The following is a 14886-nucleotide window of genomic DNA, read 5'->3' on the forward strand; positions in this document are numbered from 1 at the left end:
GGTGCGGCCCGTCCCCACCGGGGGGGGCGGGGCCGCGCCGCGCGGCCGCGCCGGCAGCGGCTCGCCGAGCCGCTCCCAGCCGACCGCCACCGCCCAGGGCGCCGGCAGCGAGGCCGCCGCGGCGCCCGGCCGGCGGCCGCCGACCCGTCCTGACTGGAACGGCACGAGGGAGTTCTGGCCGAGCCGTACGTACGCGCGGCCGGGCGTGCCCTGCGAAATCCCGGCGGCCTCGGAGGAGTTGATGACGTCCTGGCTCTCGCCGGAGTCCGTCACGCGGAGCGCGATGCGCAGGTTGGTGTTGGCGCGGATCTCCGAGGAGACGACGCCGCTGGGGCGCTGGGTCGCGAGGATCAGGTGGATGCCGAGGCTGCGGCCCCGCTGCGCGATGTTGACCAGGCCCTTCACGAAGTCCGGCAGGTCGCGCACCATCGAGGCGAACTCGTCGATGACGATGAGCAGCCGGGGCATCGGGGTGTGGCTCGCCGGGTTCCGCTCCAGCAGCTCGACGTAGTCCTCGATGTCCTTGGCGCCGGCCGCGGCGAGGATGTGCTCGCGCCGGGTGAGCTCCGCCGTCAGCGACACCAGGGCCCGCTCGACGAGGTGGGCGTCGAGGTCGGTGACCATGCCGACGGTGTGCGGCAGGTTCACACAGTCCTTGAACGCGGAACCGCCCTTGTAGTCGACGAGGACGAACGTCATCGCGTCCGGACGGTTCGCCACCGCGAGCGAGGCGACCAGCGTCTGGAGGAGTTCGGACTTGCCGGAGCCGGTGGTACCGGCGACCAGCCCGTGCGGGCCGTCGCGCTTCAGGTCCAGGAAGAACGGGCCGTCCAGGGAGACGCCGACGGCCGCCCGGGTCGAGCGGCCCCCGGCCGTCCAGCGCGCCCGGATGCCGGCGGCCTGCGGCGGGTCGAGGGCGAGTACGTCGAGCAGCCGCGCGGAACCGGGGAGCACCGCGGCTTCCTCGTCGGCCCCGCCCGGGTCCCGCAGCGCGCCCATCGCGCGGGCCAGCGAACGGCACCAGTCCAGGGACACCACGTCGGGCCGGATACTCCCGACGGTGCCCCTCCCGGAGCGTCCCACCCGCACGGTTCCGCCGGGCTCCTCGGCGACGACGGCGTGGCACTCCTCGGGCAGCAGCCGCTCCTCGGCGTCCAGGCAGACCGCGCGGACGCCGACGGACGGTCCGTCGCGCAGGATCTGCGCCACGCCGGGCAGCGAACGCAGCCTGCGGGCTCCGTCGAGGACGACGAGCACGTCGGGCCCGGCGGTCCGGCTCCGCCGGTCCTCCCGTCCCGCGCGCTCGGCGATCAGCGCGGTCAGTTCGGCGACCCGCCGGGCGCAGGTCTCCGTGCCGTAGCCGATGCTGGCCGGGGTGTCGCCGGACTTCTTCCGCACGTGCGGCAGCCAGCGCAGCCAGGACCAGCCGTCCCGGCCCGGTTCGCCGGTCGTCAGCAAGTGGATCTGGAGGTCACGGGGGCTGTGCAGGACGGCGGCCTGGGCGACCGCCCACCGTGCCACGGCGCGTGCGGTCGGGCCCTCGCCGGCGATTCCCAGGACGTCGTGCTCGCGCAGCGGGACGGTCACCGGGACGTCGTAGGCGGTCCAGGGGTCCTGGCGACGGTGTTCGTCCTTGGTCGGGTCATGGAGTACCACGTCGGAGGGCAGGTCGGCGGTGCCGATGCGCAGTTCCAGGAAGTCGGCGTCCGAGGTGCGGCGCTCCCACAGGCGGTGCCGGGGGCCGACGGCGGTCAGGACGACCTCGGCCGGGTCCGGGAAGCCACGGCGCCGGGCGGTGCGTTCGGCCGCCAGGGCCTGCTCCGCTTCGCCCTCGATGCGCGCCTTCTTCTCCTCGTAGGCGGCGACCTCGCCGGAGTGGGACTGGCGTCCGTTGCGCCGGCTCATCAGGTAGTTGCCGACGATCACGACCGGCGAGAGCAGCCCGAACAGCAGCATCGTCGGGCGGCCGAGCATCGTCGCCCCGGCCACCGCCATCACCAGCGGGGCGGCAGCGGCGAGCCACGGGAGCGGCCGGGCGGCGGGCGACGCGGGCGGGGAGGGCAGGGTGAAGCGGGTGGCGTTCTCGGCCGGCCGCAGCCGAGGGGGCCGGTTGTAGTCCCAGCCGGTGCCGTCCTCCGACGGCTGCACGGCCGCGTCCGGCGTCTGCGGGAGGGCGAGTTCGAGCAGGCAGCCGTCGACGAGGAGCTGTGCGCCGGCCGGCCAGGCGGTGGCCCCGGCGAGGTCCTCGCGGTCCAGTTGCAGGGTGCCGCCGTCCGGCGCGGACGCGTCGGGCGCCACGCGGCAGCGTCCTTGGGGGCCTACCGTCAGGACGGCGAAGGGACGGGCCGGTACGGCGCGCAGCACCTGGGCGGTCCCGTCGTGCGCCAGTCCGATCCGGTACTCGCCGATGTCGAGCCGGTGCACCGCGCCCGCCCCGGTCCCGCCGACCGCACGGACCTCCACCAGCCCGGCCGGTTCGGCCGACGAGGTGCCCGCCGGGCGGCCCAGGCCCACGACGGCCGCGTGGTGGAGCGGCGAGTCCCGCAGCCGCAGGTCCGCGGGCAGCAGCCGGTCACCGGCGTACAGGCCGAGGCCCTCCGGCGGCCGGTGGACGCCTCCCGCCCCGGCCAGCGCCTCCGCGACGGCACCCACGGGCGTGTCGGGGTCGGCGTCGAGGTGGACGTCGAACGCGTCACCGCCCCCCTCGACCACGGTCAACATCAACGACACGAAAACGTCCTCCAGCCGGCGTGAATGCGGGGGTACGGGAGCCCTGCTCGGCGGCACCCGTACCACTGACGGGACCTACGGCGCCCGTCCGCGGATGGTTCACGGGCACGACCGTCCACCGTCCGTGAACCATCCGCGGGCGGGCTCCGTAGTGGCCTTCGGGTACATGCACCGCGACGTTGCCGCGGTGCCGCCCCCGCTTTCGACCGTCCCGGCTCCGCCGCCGGGGCGTCCCGACAAGGAGTCAGAAGATGATCTGGTACGTCCTGGCCATGGTGCTGGGGCTGGCGCTGATCGGGGCGGTGGCCGCGCTGATCGTCACCGAGCGGCGGCCCCGCCCGCCGAAGCCCGCCGCCGCCTCGGCCGCCGTCGTGGGGCGGGAGGCGCTGGACGTGGTCGACGCGGGCCTGCGCCGGCTGACGGGCGCGTGCCTGCGCTCCGGCCGGTCGCTGCCCGACCTGTACGCCGTCGTCTACTCCGAGGAACGCCTCGGACTGCTGCTGGCCGGCCCGGAGGAGGCCGCCCCCGCGCCCTGGACCGCCGAGGCGGACGGCGAGCGCTGGACGATCTCGCCCGACGACCTGCACCGCCCCGGCCCGGAGGGCGAACCGGCCCTGCCGTACGCGCTGACGGTGACGGTGGGGCTGGACGGCGCCGACCGGGTGCTGGTCGACCTCTCCCGGGCGGCGGGGCCCGTCTCCGTGACGGGCCCGGACGCGGAGGTGCGCAGCCTGGCACAGGCCGTCGTCGCCGAGGCGCTCGCCGGCCCGGTGGGCGCGCTCGCCGAGGTCACCCTGGTGGGATCCCTGGCCGGCGACGGGTTCCTGGCCGGCGACGCGCCGCGGACCTCGCGTCTGCACACCGCGGCCAGCCTGGAGGAGGCGTTCGCCAGGGCGACTTCGGCGGGCCCGGGACAGCCGGAGACCGGATCGTCCGACGTCACCCAGATCTTCCGGCTGATCGAGGGCAGCAGCCGGATCGCCGTCCAGGGCGAGGCGCCCCACCTGTTCGTCGTGGACGCCTCACAGCTCCCGCGACGGGAGGGGGCGTTGGACGGCCTGCGGCGCGGGGACGCGCTGCTGGTGCTCGGCGACGCGCCCGCGGGGTGGCCCTGGCGGGCCGGTACGGACGGATCCCTCGACACCGGACCACTTGGCCTGGAGATCACCCGGCACGCGGGGCGTTTCGCATGAGTCTCATCCGGCGGCCCGGTCCTGGCCGCCCGCCTGCAGTCCGCGGCTGTGCAGCGCCTCCCGCAGGGCGCGGGCGGCGTAGTACGTCCGCGACTTGACCGTGCCCGGCGGCACGCCGAGGACCCGGGCCGTCTGGTTGACGCTGCGCCCCAGGTAGTGCACGTGCAGCAGGACCTCGCGCTGCGGCGGCCGCAGGTCCCGCAACGCCTCGATGAGCACCTGGGAAGTGAGGATGTGGTCCACGTCGTCGGACACCGGAAGGTGGGCGAGTTCCGGGTCACCGGCCTCCGGTGGTCTGGCCTGGCGGGCCCGGTGGCCGTCGATGACGAGGTTGCGCAGCACGGTGAACAGCCACGGCCGCACCGAGTCCGCGGTCGGGTCGAGCTCCCCGGCGTGACGCCAGGCGCGTATCGCGACTTCCTGGAGGACGTCCTCGGCGCGGTGCCAGTCGCCCCCCAGCCGCCGCGCGGCGAACTGCAGCAACGCGCTGCCGTGAAACTGGTACAGGGCTCTGAGGAACTCGTCGGGGCGGAGTTCCGCGGTGCGGGGGCGGGATATGCGGTCTTCGGTCGAAGCACTGGCCGACAAAGGCCTTTTCCTCTCCGGTCGTCTGTGAGGAGACGGATTCCGACGGCCGCGGGGGAAGCCGGCGGGCGCCGCCGCGAGCGGTCGTCCGCTCCGTGCGGCGTGCCCGCCGGCCGGCGGCGGCGGTGCACCCGCCCCGGAACCGCCGTCAGTCCGGTTCGCGGGAGGAAAGCGACCGCACCTCGCGGGGCGTCAGTTCCCTGTCGTAGAGGTGCACATCGGCGACACCCCCCTTCCAGTGGTCGGCCGCCTTCCCGTCGAACTTGCCGCGTCCGATCACCACAGAGCCGGTGGGCTTCACCGTGCTGGAAGCCTCTCTGCTTCCCGCGAGCCGGCCGTCCACGTAGATCCGCATCCGGTGGTCCTGCTGGCTGTACGTGCCGGTGAGGTGGTACCAGCGACCGGCCTGCGGCTTCTCGGCCTTCTCCGCGACGGTACGGGCACCGGTGAAACTGAACGCGAAGTTCTCGTCCTGGCCGGAGTACTGGAGGAAGAACGTGCTGATCCGGTCGCCGTCCTGGGACAGGACGGTGTGGAAGCCGCTCATGTCCTCGGGGGTGAGCCGCACCCGTGCGGCGACCGAGTAGTCCTTGCCGGCGGTGTCGATCCGGGAGCCGGTGTCCGCGTATCCGCTGGTGCCGTTCAGCCGCAGGGCGCCGCCCTCGGGGCCGTCGGTCCACTGCCCGCCGTCACTGACGACGGCGTCGTGCTCACCCGCCTTAGCGGTGCCGGACCGGTGCAGGGGCCACCACCCGACCCCGCGCAGCGACCCGGCGTCGGCACCCGGGCCCGTCGAGGCCGATGTCCCCCCAGCCTGCTCCTTCCCGGACTCCCCGGCCCCCTGGCCGCGCACCAACTGGGCGACGACGAAGGCCAGCGCAACGGTCAGTGCGGCGATCGTGGTGATGAGCGACCATCTGCGCGTCATGAAACTCCCCGGGACGTACGGCATACAGGTGTCACTGGTGACCACGTGTCCGTTCCGGAAGTGGTTCAACGTGCCCCCGAAGTCTGACAGGCCGTTGAGACCGCAGGCGTGGGCGCCCCTGAATGTGCCGCCCTGCGCCGGAACATACGGCGACACCACGGTATGAGCAGTTCAGCGCGGTTCGTTGGGATGCTCCGGCGACGCGGGGCCGTCGTCCGGCGAGCGTTCCGGGGTGTTCGGGAGCATTACCCGGATCTCCTCAGCATCGAGTCCGGTTCAGCTGGTCCCGAACCGTGCGGTCAGGCTGCGGATGCCGGTTGTGGCCAGGGTTGCCGCCAGCAGGGCGATGATGCCTACCTGCACGGCGGAGGCGGGACGAGCACGCCGGGGGCGCAGAGCATGGTGGCCATGACCGGCGTAAAGGGCACCACACGCTACGAATCCTGAGACTACGGACTCCCCCATGACTGACAACGAAGACCGCGCAACCCTCCTCTTCTACCCGCCGGTGGACGACGCGAATTCGTGGCGAAACGGGCTGAGCCCCTTCGAGGCCGGGCCGGGGCCGATGAGCCTTGGCGGCGACTTGCGGTGCTGCAGGAGCCGATGTGCCAGGCTCTGGCCATCGACACCGGCATGCGTGTCGATGACGCCGACTTTCTGCATGACGCACATGCTCCGCCCACAGCCGGAAAAGGGAGCGCGGGGTTCAGGCGTCTCCCGCATCCCCGCAGTGTCCACCAGCGGTTCTGGAGCCTCCTACGGCAGGACGGGTCGTGTCAGGTGAGGCCGGCCAGGGCCAGGAACTCACTGCGTGAGCGGGCGTCGCTGCGGAGCGTTCCCAGGAGGGTGGAGGTGAGGGTGCTGGAGCCGGTGGCCTGCACACCGCGCAGGGTCATGCAGGTGTGTTCGGCCTCGATGACGACGCCTACGCCCTTGGGCTCCAGCTGGCTCTGCAGCCAGTCGGCGACCTGTTTGGTGAGGCGTTCCTGGACTTGCGGGCGGCAGGCGAAGTGCTCGACGACGCGGGCCAGTTTCGACAGGCCGAGGATCCGCCGGCCCGGCAGGTAGCCGACGTGGGCGATGCCGACGAACGGCAGTAGATGGTGCTCGCACACCGAGCGCACAGGGATGCTGCGGGCCAGGACGAGTTCGTCATAGCCCTCGTCGTTCGGGAAGGTGGTCAGGTCGAACGGGCGGGGGCTGAACAGCTCGGCGTAGGCGCGGGCCATGCGCCCAGGCGTCCCGCGCAGACTCTCGGTTCCGGTGCTGATGCCGAGAGCGTGCAGGAACTGTCCGGCCGCGCGTTCGGCGGCGGCCAGGTCGATGCCGTCGGTTTCCTGGACGACGCGCAACGCGGCCGGGGCGGGCAGCGGTATCTCCGGGTCGTCGGGTGCCCGGTGCACGGCGGTGTGGGGATGCTGGGCCATGTCAGCTGCCACCGATACCGAGGGCGGTGAGCAGCACCAGGACGACGGTGACGACGGCGAAAAGCCCGTGCCCGGCCACCACCGGCACGGGGAAGTACCGCTCGGCGGGCCCGGCTTGCCCCTGCGCGGTGGCCGGGGCGGCGGAACGGGCCCGGTACACGGGGATCCACCGGGCCAGCATCACGAAGCCGAGCAGGGCGACGGGAACCAGCAGGCCGAAGGCGGTCCAGGCCAGTACGTCCTTGTCGGCGATCACGTAGACGATCCAGACGACCAGACCGACCGCGGCGAGTGCGAAGTGCCCGAAGAGAACGGGGACGGGCAGCCGGCTGTTCCCGGCCTTGGCGCCTCCGCGAGAGAGCCAGGTACCGAGCATGTAGAAGCCGCCGAGAGCGGTGAGCACCCAAGTGATCAGTGCGGCGATGTCCATGAGGACTCCTCGTTGGTGATGTGCGTACCCACCGCGACCACGCCTGCGCGCGGCCACGCCGGGAAAGGGGTCAGCCGGTCCGCCGGCCCGGACTGTCGTGGGTGGGCACAAAGCCCTCGGCCTGGGTGGCCTCGTCGGCGACGCGCACTCCGTAGCGGTAGGCGAGCTTGCCGCCCAGATATCCGGAGACGCCCAGCACCACGAGGCTCACGGCGTTCAACGCGAGCATCCCGCCGCCCCGCTGCCCATGGCTCGCGTGCCGCCACAGGAAGTTCCCTGCGTAGGCGGCGGTCACCAGCAGGTTCAGCGCCATGTGCACAAGACCGACGCGGAACGCCCGGGTCCCCGGCGGGATCGCGAGCAGGTCCAGGAAGCCGACCATCGCCGCGGCCAGTGCGCCGACCACCCCGAGGGCGATGAGCCACATCGCTCCCCGGGTCAGGAAATCCGGGTGACGTACGAAAGGAGAGGCGACATCGAAGACCAAGCTGCCCACCCAGGCCCCGATCGGGACGGTGACCAGGATCGGATGGAACGGATGCCCGTACGGGCCGGCCAGCGCGGCACTCACCGGCCGCTTGGCCCCTTCATACGACGGATCCACCATGCCGACCACCACCTTAGTTTCACCAATAAATATTGGTCTTATTCAAGGGAGGCGTCAAGAGGCCCAGCCAGTCGCACATGCCGCACGAAGATTCACTGGTTGCACCTATCGGTGTACGCGTTACCGTGAAGAGGTGACCTCCGATGCAACGCCGCAGCCTCCCACCGGTGACGCCGCGATCGAGTCCGTCAGCGTCCTCGGCGAGGACTCCCGGCGGCAGATGTTCGCGTTCATCCGACGTCAACGCCGCCCCGTGACCCGGGACGAGGCAGCCGCCAGCGCGGGCATCTCGCGCAAGCTCGCCGCCTTCCACCTCGACAAGCTGGTGGATGCCGGTCTGCTGCGTGCCCGGTACGAGTCACCCGGCGGCATCCGGAAGGTCGGCCGCCAGCCCAAGGTCTACGAACCCACCGACAGCGAAATCCGCGTCAGCATCCCCGACCGCCGCCACGAGCTGCTGGCCGACCTTCTGCTGGAGGCCGTCGTGACCGAGGACGAGGGGGAGACCGCCACCCACGCCGCGGTGCGTACGGCCGGTCGGCGCGGCCGGGAACTGGGGGAGACCGAGCGGGAGCACACCCGCCCCGGCCGGCTCGGCGCAGAACGCGGCCTCAGCGTCTGCGAGCGGATGCTCGACCAGCACGGCTTCGAGCCGGTCCGCGAAACCCCCACCCAACTCCGGCTCCGCAACTGCCCCTTCCACCCCCTGGCGGCCAAAGCCCCGGACCTGGTGTGCGGCATGAACCACGCCTTCATCGCGGGCTACCTTCAGGGCCTGGAGGTCAGCGGCGTAGAGGCCGTACTGGCACCCCGCCCCGGGGAATGCTGCGTCCAGCTCGGCCCCGCCAAGGGCTGAAGCCTGACCGCAACGGGGGATGCCATCCCCTCGGGCCGAGGCGACGCGATCGAAGCGGCCGTCAGTCACTCACCCCCAGGAGGCCTCGTCGTCTGCACAGGAGACGTCCCAGGTACTGGTGGCTCTCGACACGTGCATCGCCGCTGCACCCGAGGAGCAGAGCGGCCCGCTGTGGCGGCCGGCGCAAAGAATCCGGCAGCTCGACGACAACCTGGTGAGGCTGCCCGCGGGCGCGTGTGTGACCGGCCACGTCGAACCCGAAGTGGACGTGTTGCTGGTCGTGGTCGACGGCGACGGACAGCTCGACAACCCGTAGGGGCGCAGACGCTGGAACCCGGAGTCGTGGCGTGGCTGCCGAAGTCGACGCACCGGGCGCTGTTCCCGGGTCCGTGCGGGCCGGCCTACCTGACCGTCCACCGGCGACGTCTGGTCGGGAGCGGGCCCTTCCGCCGGCGGACTGCCGCCGGGGCCAGGCCTCAGCCCGCGTTTTTTTCGGGCGACAGCAGCGATTCGTGCACCGTAAAGAAATAGGCGAGGGCGAATCCGGCGACAACGCCGCCGATCCCGGTCACCCAGCGCCAGAGGCTGGGAATGTCACATGTCAGCAGCACTCCGCATGAGATGAGCAGCACAGAGAGCGTGAGCGCCAAGGGGGGCACGAAGAGTGGCCAGGCGGAGCGTGGATCCCAGAGCCGGAGGGCCCTTGTCCCTCGTCCTTCGTCCGCGGCCTTTTCCGGACCGGCAGTTTCCACGTCAGCCTTTTCCACGGAAATGCCCTCGGCGGCCAGCAGCTTCGCGTCCCCGGCCTTGAGCATGCCGTGCATCACCCAGCCATCGTCAGAAACCAACGCCGCCGGAGTGCTGCTCGGCGAGAAACGCTTGCCGCCGGTTCCGCGGTGGGCGTCCCAGCAGAGCCAGAGATGCTGGCCGTTCAGGGAGTCAGGGAGTTCACGTTCCGTGACGTTGACAAGGAAGTGTGCGGTCCGGGATGACGGACTGACCATCCTCAGGCACCGCTCCTTGCTGGAGCCTTGCCGCCAGAAGCCGGGCCCCAGGCATACCGCTCGTACGGCCTTGTCCGCGTGGCCCAGTCGGGAAAAGGAACGGAAGCCATAGCGAACTGATACGGCAGCCACGGAGAGGCCCATACCGAGGATCCAGACGCTCATGAAGATCCAGGTGCCTGTGGTCGACATCGTGTCGCCTTGCAGTGCATGACCGAGAGTGCGCTCGTCTCCCGCGATGGCGCCCAGGTGGGGTTGCCCAGGGGCATAGAGCACGGCGACCCGGCTCCCGGGGGCCAGTCGGTTGGGGGAGTTCGTGTGCACGGTTGCCTTCACCGGTGCGCCGGTTGGCCCTTGGGCAAGCCGGACGACTGCGGTCGAGGTGTAGTAATCCTTGCCCTTGCTCGGATCGTGGAGCTGGACGTCGCTGACCTTCTCGACCCGGACGTTCGCGAATTCCGCCCCGGCGTCATGAATACGCTGCATCAGTTCCGGCCGCTGGGGCGTGCCCGCCGCAAGCGCGATCAGGCTCACCAGCACTGTGGAGGCACCGACATACCACCCCAGCGCACGCCACTGCATTCCCCGTCGAGAGGGGAGCCCACGGGGCATCGTCGCCGGCCCCGACGCGGGCGCTCCGTCCGCTGCGGTGGCTCCCGAGAACTCGGCGACGGCGACCGTGTGGAACCGCCGCCGTCCGCCCGCCGTGCGCTGATACAGCGCAATGGCCACAAGGCAGCAGAGAGCGCACCCCAAGGCGGCAAGGATCCACTTCTGCCGCAGGGCAGGGGATGAGCTGAAGAGCCAGAGCGGGAGTACGGGCACGACGACCGCCAACCCGAGCGCGGCGAACCATGCTCCAGCCCGGCGGGGTGCCGCGCTCACACGGTCGTCGGTAGCAGCGCCCGCCACAGCGTCGTCACCCGAAGACATCTCGGACCTCGTCGGTCGCGGTTCCCTTTCTGCCCTGGGTTCCCTGCTTTGCATCCGACTGGCCTTCCTTTGTGCTCTTGTCGACGTCTTCCCAGCCGTCCTTGCCGTCGTTCGCTGCGACGCCTCCGGCGATGGGAACGACGGTGCCCCACGCCGTGTCCATGTTGGTTTCATGGTGCTCCGGCGTGTGCGTGCCCTTGAGATCATTCGCGATCTCACACCGACCCGGCGCTGACCTTCTCCTCCCAGTCAATCCGATGGAAGTGGAGCGGGCGGAACATGTCCTCAGGGGAGGGGAAGGCCGGCCCCGGGGCGTCGTCCTTGCCGGCTTTGACCTTGTTGACGGCTGCGGCGTTGCGGCCGATCGCTTCCACGCGCGGGCGGCGCAGGGCCTCGTAGGCGGCGAACGCCTCGCCGGGCGTGGGCAGATCGCGCAGGCAGCGGGCCAGTTCGACCGCGCTCTCGATGGCGAGCGAGGCCCCCTGCCCGGAGCTGGAGGACGGGGCGTGCACCGAGTCTCCGACCAGCACTATCCGGCCGCGGTACCAGTGCGGTACGGGCGGCATGCGCTCCATCCGGCCGACCACCATCAGCTCGTCGGGGCCGGTGTGCTGCAGCAGCCGCTCGCCCGGGACATGTCCGGCGTACAGGTCACGCAGCCGGCTCAGCCACTCGGTGGCGGGCACGCGGGCCAGGTCGGCCGGGCTCGGCGGGGTGTCCGTGGGCAGTCCGGCGAACCAGATCAGTCGCCCGTCCGGGCCCCGCCAGTAGCCCATGAAGGCGCGGCCGAACGCGAAGTACATGGTGCCCGGTTCGCACCCGTCCGCACTGCCCACCGCCGCATAGCCGCCGAAGCTCAGTACACCGCCGTACTCGGGGACGGGTGAGTGCGGATCGATCACGGTGCGGACGGTGGAACGGATGCCGTCGGCGCCGATCAGTATGTCGGCGGACGCGGAGGTCTTGTCGGCGAAGTGAGCGGTCACGCCGCCGGGCGTTTCCTCGGCAGCGACCAGCCGCTTGCCGTACGCGAACCGGACGCCCGCGGCGACCGCACTGTCGGTGAGCGCCCGGAACAATTGGTCGCGCGGCAGCGTCAGCGTGGCGGGCAGTTCGGGGAAACCGCCGAAGCCCGCGAGGTGATTGCCGGCGCCGTCCGCCATCACCACTCCGGGCACCGGCTGTCCGGCGGCCTTCACTGCCGCGTCGGCACCGACCGTCGCCAGCGCCGCCTGACCGTTCGGCGCCAGACCCAGCCAGGCCCCCACGCCGTCCGCCGCGGTGGGGTACGCCTCGTAGACCGTCGCCGTGATGCCCGCCCTGCGCAGTGCAAGTGCCGTCACCGGGCCCGCCACACCGCCCCCGATGACCAGTGCCGTCCGTACGCCGGAGCCGCGGCCGTCGTTGTCGCTCATAACCCCTCCCATGGGTCATGCGGATGCGCCGTTTGAGCGCTGAGTCCATAGTTGCAAAGCAACTAGTCTCCATGCAACTAATTTCCCCATGACTACGATGCCGGTATGTCCGCCTCCGTAAAGAGTTCGCCGCTCGGCCTGACCGTGCTGACGCTGCTGCACCACCGGCCGCTGCACCCCTACGGCATCCAGCGACTGCTCAAGCAGTGGGGCAAGGAGCAGGTCGTCAACGTCGGCCAACGGGCCGGGCTGTACCGCACCATCGAGCGGCTGCAGGCGGGCGGCCTGATCGCTGTCCGGCAGACCGAGCGCGACCAGCAGTACCCCGAGCGGACCGTCTATGAGGTCACCGACGAGGGCCGGGCGGCCACCCGCGAGTGGCTGGAGCAGATGCTGGCGGTACCCAAGTCGGAGTTCCCGCTGTTCCCGGCGGCGCTCTCGAACATGCTGATGCTCGACCCGGACGAGGTGGCGCCGATCCTGGAACGGCGGGCGACGCGACTCGCCGCCCAGCGCACAGACCTGGAGCGCCAGTCCGCCGAAGCCCCGACCGGGCTGCCGCGCATCACACTGATCGAGAACGAGTACCTGCTCGCTGTCCTCGACGCCGAGGAGCGCTGGCTGCACGGCGTGATCGACGATCTGCGGGACGGCAGCCTGACCTGGTCCCCGGAGATGCTCGCGCGGTTCCAGGAGGCGTCCGAATCGGGTGCGGCTGCGACCTGACGGGGCCGGAGCCGCCAAGCGCCCTGATCCCAGGCTCAGAGCGCGGCCGGGTTCGATTCCCGTCAACCGCTCCACAGACTCAGGTCCAGCTCAGGGGTACAACCCCAAGGCTGGGCCTCTGTGTTGGCCGGGCCGGCTCAGGTCCGTGCACCACCTGGCAGGCGTCGGGCCAGGCGGAAGCCGCCTATCGGGAAGTGATCCTGGCAAGGATTACCGTAAAGACGGGTGTGCAGGCAGCCTCTTGCACAATGGAACAGTCACTTCACATACGAGTGCAATCAGGCGGAAGCCTGTCATCACTCCGCAGGACAGGAAACGGATCGATGCGGGGGAGATGGAAAAACCTGAACCACAGCTGCACCCCCGAGCCCACCCTGCCGTACAGAAGGTGCTCGACGATATCGAGCATGACAGCAAGGCTCAGGGCGGACATCCGGGATCGGGGCATGGAAACTGCGCGGAAGTGTCGCTGATTTCCGACCGACTTCACCAGTTGCTGTAATGCTTCCCGCCCTGGGAGTCAGGGCTCACCGATAGCTGAAATCACGCCGGAAGGAAGGAAATCCTATGCCAAGTGACACAACACTCGAAGAGATTGACCATTTTCTGGCTGAAGCGGGATGGGATCCGGGGCGGGACGAGGCGGACCGGGTGGCCGAGTTGACGCAATTTGTGGTCTCCGACCTGGCTGCTCACGACTGCGCCGTCTCACTATTTCCTGCCGCGGAGACCTTCTTGCGCTCCTACGGGTTCCTCGATGTAAAATTCCCTTATGACCCGGGCCGCACGGAACACTTCAATACGTGCGCCAGGTTCTGCGCCGATGAAGCCGAAGAGATCACTGAACTCTCCGAGGACCTGCAGCAGTCCATATTTCCTGTTGGCTGGGACAAGATTGAAGGGGGGCTCGCCGTGATCGACCCGTCGGACCGGATGTTCTACATTCACCACACCGGGTTCTACTACATGGGAGTTGGAATCAGAGAGGCGATTGCCGCCCTGTACGTGGGAGGCCTGCAGCCAGTGGAGGATTACCTTGTCTAGCATTGTCCCTGGCACTGCCTCTTCCCTGCTCGTTCATGGCAAGATCTTCAGTCATACCAACTTGACCGGTGATGGCGAGCCGAACCTCCATCCAGCGGTGCTTGAGTTCTTCCACCGGCTCCCGGTCGAACAGCGTGAACCATTTGCCGGATACTGCGCGGAGTCGGCGCTCGTTTCCGACCAACTTTGGGCACTGGAATCCGAACAGGCAGGACAGCACCAGATTTCCCTTGACGAAGCCGCTCCACACTTTGCGGGTGCGGCCATGGTTTCGAAAAAGATCCGCGATCACGGAGATCCCAGCCATGGGCAGCCCACAGAGCCGTGTGGCGCCTGTCGAGCCCTTCTCGACAGGCTGAACATCCGATTCATCGGGCCGTGAAATCACATGGAAACTACATCTCCAGAGCCGGTGGTGCGCAGCGCGGTCGAGGTCTTGACTCGCGCGGGATGGGCTGCTGGGCGAGACTGCGGCTCGTCCGCCCTCATGGCCATCTTGGAAACTGTCAGTACGGTCGGCCGCGATGAGCAGGCAAGCTGGAAACTCTTCCCGGCGGCTGAGAGCGCTTTGCGCGAGTTTCACGGGGTGGAGGCGCTCCTCCACGGTCCCGGCATGGAAGTTGCGCTTCATGGCATAGTCATCGACCCTCGCGAGGGTCGTCATGCACTGACCGCAATGCGTCGGTTCGCGGAGCGCATCGGCAATCTGCTCTTCCCCTTCGGCTCTCATGGTGAGGAGTCCCTGATCGCCGTGGACGAGCGGAACAAGCTTTTCCTCGTCAACCATGGCGGCTGGTGGTTCCTCGGAAACTCGGTGCTCGAAGGGCTCACCGTGCTCATCGAAGGCCGCCGTCCCGCCCACGTACGCGAGGATGGGACATGGAGAGAAGGCGGCTGCTCCGAACCAGATCTGAACCAGGACAGCGAGCCTGCCGGGATCGAGGTGCCGCCGACCGCCCCTCACGCTCACACGGACATTCAGATCGTTTTCGGTTAGCGGTCCCC

18 protein-coding genes are annotated in these 14886 nt (G+C 70.0%); 8 read left to right on the plus strand and 10 right to left on the minus strand.

What is annotated here, in order from left to right; all coding sequences use genetic code 11:
- Nucleotides 1-2721, minus strand: a 2721-nt coding sequence (locus tag ACWGI6_RS28735; RefSeq protein WP_453270279.1) for an FtsK/SpoIIIE domain-containing protein, incomplete at its 3' end; no start/stop codon positions are given.
- 260 nt (nt 2722-2981) lie between these two features.
- Here ACWGI6_RS28735 and ACWGI6_RS28740 point away from each other — a divergent pair.
- Nucleotides 2982-3923 carry a hypothetical protein gene (locus tag ACWGI6_RS28740; protein WP_453270202.1) on the plus strand — a complete coding sequence of 314 codons (942 nt, stop codon included), beginning with the start codon at nt 2982-2984 and terminating at the stop codon, nt 3921-3923.
- Nucleotides 3924-3926: 3 nt separating this feature from the next.
- Here the strand turns inward: ACWGI6_RS28740 and ACWGI6_RS28745 are convergent, their stop codons facing one another.
- The 6 genes from ACWGI6_RS28745 to ACWGI6_RS28770 form a co-directional block, all read right to left on the minus strand.
- Nucleotides 3927-4511, minus strand: coding sequence for a sigma-70 family RNA polymerase sigma factor (locus ACWGI6_RS28745; RefSeq protein WP_453270203.1), 585 nt, complete (start codon nt 4509-4511; stop codon nt 3927-3929).
- Nucleotides 4512-4656: 145 nt separating this feature from the next.
- Nucleotides 4657-5436 carry a LamG domain-containing protein gene (locus tag ACWGI6_RS28750; protein WP_453270204.1) on the minus strand — a complete coding sequence of 260 codons (780 nt, stop codon included), beginning with the start codon at nt 5434-5436 and terminating at the stop codon, nt 4657-4659.
- A 498-nt stretch (nt 5437-5934) separates the two neighbouring features.
- Nucleotides 5935-6102, minus strand: a complete 168-nt coding sequence (locus ACWGI6_RS28755; RefSeq protein WP_453270205.1) for a hypothetical protein — start codon at nt 6100-6102, stop codon at nt 5935-5937.
- 113 nt (nt 6103-6215) lie between these two features.
- The gene (folE, locus tag ACWGI6_RS28760) at nt 6216-6866 is read right to left on the minus strand and encodes a GTP cyclohydrolase I FolE (RefSeq protein WP_453270206.1); all 651 of its coding nucleotides are present in this window, start codon (nt 6864-6866) and stop codon (nt 6216-6218) included.
- 1 nt (nt 6867) lies between these two features.
- Nucleotides 6868-7296 carry a hypothetical protein gene (locus ACWGI6_RS28765; protein ID WP_453270207.1) on the minus strand — a complete coding sequence of 143 codons (429 nt, stop codon included), beginning with the start codon at nt 7294-7296 and terminating at the stop codon, nt 6868-6870.
- Between the two features lie 70 nt (nt 7297-7366).
- Nucleotides 7367-7903, minus strand: a complete 537-nt coding sequence (locus ACWGI6_RS28770) for a DUF2231 domain-containing protein (RefSeq protein WP_453270208.1) — start codon at nt 7901-7903, stop codon at nt 7367-7369.
- Between the two features lie 133 nt (nt 7904-8036).
- Between ACWGI6_RS28770 and ACWGI6_RS28775 the strand changes: the two genes are divergently transcribed.
- Together ACWGI6_RS28775 and ACWGI6_RS28780 are read left to right on the plus strand one after the other, a co-directional pair.
- The gene (locus ACWGI6_RS28775) at nt 8037-8759 is read left to right on the plus strand and encodes a helix-turn-helix transcriptional regulator (protein ID WP_453270209.1); all 723 of its coding nucleotides are present in this window, start codon (nt 8037-8039) and stop codon (nt 8757-8759) included.
- Between the two features lie 118 nt (nt 8760-8877).
- On the plus strand, nt 8878-9075 hold the full coding sequence (locus ACWGI6_RS28780) for a hypothetical protein (protein ID WP_453270210.1): 198 nt from the start codon (nt 8878-8880) through the stop codon (nt 9073-9075).
- 160 nt (nt 9076-9235) lie between these two features.
- Here the strand turns inward: ACWGI6_RS28780 and ACWGI6_RS28785 are convergent, their stop codons facing one another.
- The 3 genes from ACWGI6_RS28785 to ACWGI6_RS28795 all read right to left on the minus strand — a co-directional run bounded on the left by ACWGI6_RS28785 (nt 9236) and on the right by ACWGI6_RS28795 (nt 12111).
- Nucleotides 9236-10297 carry a hypothetical protein gene (locus tag ACWGI6_RS28785; protein ID WP_453270211.1) on the minus strand — a complete coding sequence of 354 codons (1062 nt, stop codon included), beginning with the start codon at nt 10295-10297 and terminating at the stop codon, nt 9236-9238.
- Nucleotides 10298-10682: 385 nt separating this feature from the next.
- A complete protein-coding gene (locus ACWGI6_RS28790; RefSeq protein WP_453270212.1) occupies nt 10683-10859 on the minus strand; it encodes a hypothetical protein in 177 nt (58 codons plus the stop codon).
- Between the two features lie 52 nt (nt 10860-10911).
- Nucleotides 10912-12111, minus strand: a complete 1200-nt coding sequence (locus ACWGI6_RS28795; RefSeq protein WP_453270213.1) for an FAD-dependent monooxygenase — start codon at nt 12109-12111, stop codon at nt 10912-10914.
- Between the two features lie 105 nt (nt 12112-12216).
- Between ACWGI6_RS28795 and ACWGI6_RS28800 the strand changes: the two genes are divergently transcribed.
- From ACWGI6_RS28800 to ACWGI6_RS28820, 5 genes are all read left to right on the plus strand, one after another.
- Nucleotides 12217-12837, plus strand: a complete 621-nt coding sequence (locus ACWGI6_RS28800) for a PadR family transcriptional regulator (RefSeq protein WP_453270214.1) — start codon at nt 12217-12219, stop codon at nt 12835-12837.
- 145 nt (nt 12838-12982) lie between these two features.
- A complete protein-coding gene (locus ACWGI6_RS28805) occupies nt 12983-13339 on the plus strand; it encodes a YwqJ-related putative deaminase (protein WP_453270215.1) in 357 nt (118 codons plus the stop codon).
- A gap of 65 nt (nt 13340-13404) precedes the next feature.
- The gene (locus ACWGI6_RS28810) at nt 13405-13881 is read left to right on the plus strand and encodes an SUKH-3 domain-containing protein (protein ID WP_453270216.1); all 477 of its coding nucleotides are present in this window, start codon (nt 13405-13407) and stop codon (nt 13879-13881) included.
- Nucleotides 13874-14263 (plus strand): YwqJ-related putative deaminase, encoded by a 390-nt coding sequence (locus ACWGI6_RS28815; protein ID WP_453270217.1) that lies wholly within the window; start codon nt 13874-13876, stop codon nt 14261-14263. Before ACWGI6_RS28810 ends, ACWGI6_RS28815 begins: the two co-directional genes overlap by 8 nt.
- Nucleotides 14264-14269: 6 nt before the next feature.
- A complete protein-coding gene (locus ACWGI6_RS28820; RefSeq protein WP_453270218.1) occupies nt 14270-14878 on the plus strand; it encodes an SUKH-3 domain-containing protein in 609 nt (202 codons plus the stop codon).
- Nucleotides 14879-14886 lie beyond the last annotated feature (8 nt).

It is taken from the genome of Streptomyces sp. NPDC054786, assembly GCF_053611685.1.

What these genes read in the sequence shown, in the direction of transcription:
- ACWGI6_RS28740 (WP_453270202.1), top strand. Translation starts at nt 2,982, where the DNA reads ATGATCTGGTACGTCCTGGCCATGGTGCTGGGGCTGGCGCTGATCGGG.
- ACWGI6_RS28750 (WP_453270204.1), bottom strand. Translation starts at nt 5,436, where the DNA reads ATGACGCGCAGATGGTCGCTCATCACCACGATCGCCGCACTGACCGTT.
- ACWGI6_RS28755 (WP_453270205.1), bottom strand. Translation starts at nt 6,102, where the DNA reads ATGCAGAAAGTCGGCGTCATCGACACGCATGCCGGTGTCGATGGCCAG.
- folE (WP_453270206.1), bottom strand. Translation starts at nt 6,866, where the DNA reads ATGGCCCAGCATCCCCACACCGCCGTGCACCGGGCACCCGACGACCCG.
- ACWGI6_RS28765 (WP_453270207.1), bottom strand. Translation starts at nt 7,296, where the DNA reads ATGGACATCGCCGCACTGATCACTTGGGTGCTCACCGCTCTCGGCGGC.
- ACWGI6_RS28770 (WP_453270208.1), bottom strand. Translation starts at nt 7,903, where the DNA reads ATGGTGGATCCGTCGTATGAAGGGGCCAAGCGGCCGGTGAGTGCCGCG.
- ACWGI6_RS28790 (WP_453270212.1), bottom strand. Translation starts at nt 10,859, where the DNA reads ATGGACACGGCGTGGGGCACCGTCGTTCCCATCGCCGGAGGCGTCGCA.
- ACWGI6_RS28795 (WP_453270213.1), bottom strand. Translation starts at nt 12,111, where the DNA reads ATGAGCGACAACGACGGCCGCGGCTCCGGCGTACGGACGGCACTGGTC.
- ACWGI6_RS28800 (WP_453270214.1), top strand. Translation starts at nt 12,217, where the DNA reads ATGTCCGCCTCCGTAAAGAGTTCGCCGCTCGGCCTGACCGTGCTGACG.
- ACWGI6_RS28810 (WP_453270216.1), top strand. Translation starts at nt 13,405, where the DNA reads ATGCCAAGTGACACAACACTCGAAGAGATTGACCATTTTCTGGCTGAA.
- ACWGI6_RS28820 (WP_453270218.1), top strand. Translation starts at nt 14,270, where the DNA reads ATGGAAACTACATCTCCAGAGCCGGTGGTGCGCAGCGCGGTCGAGGTC.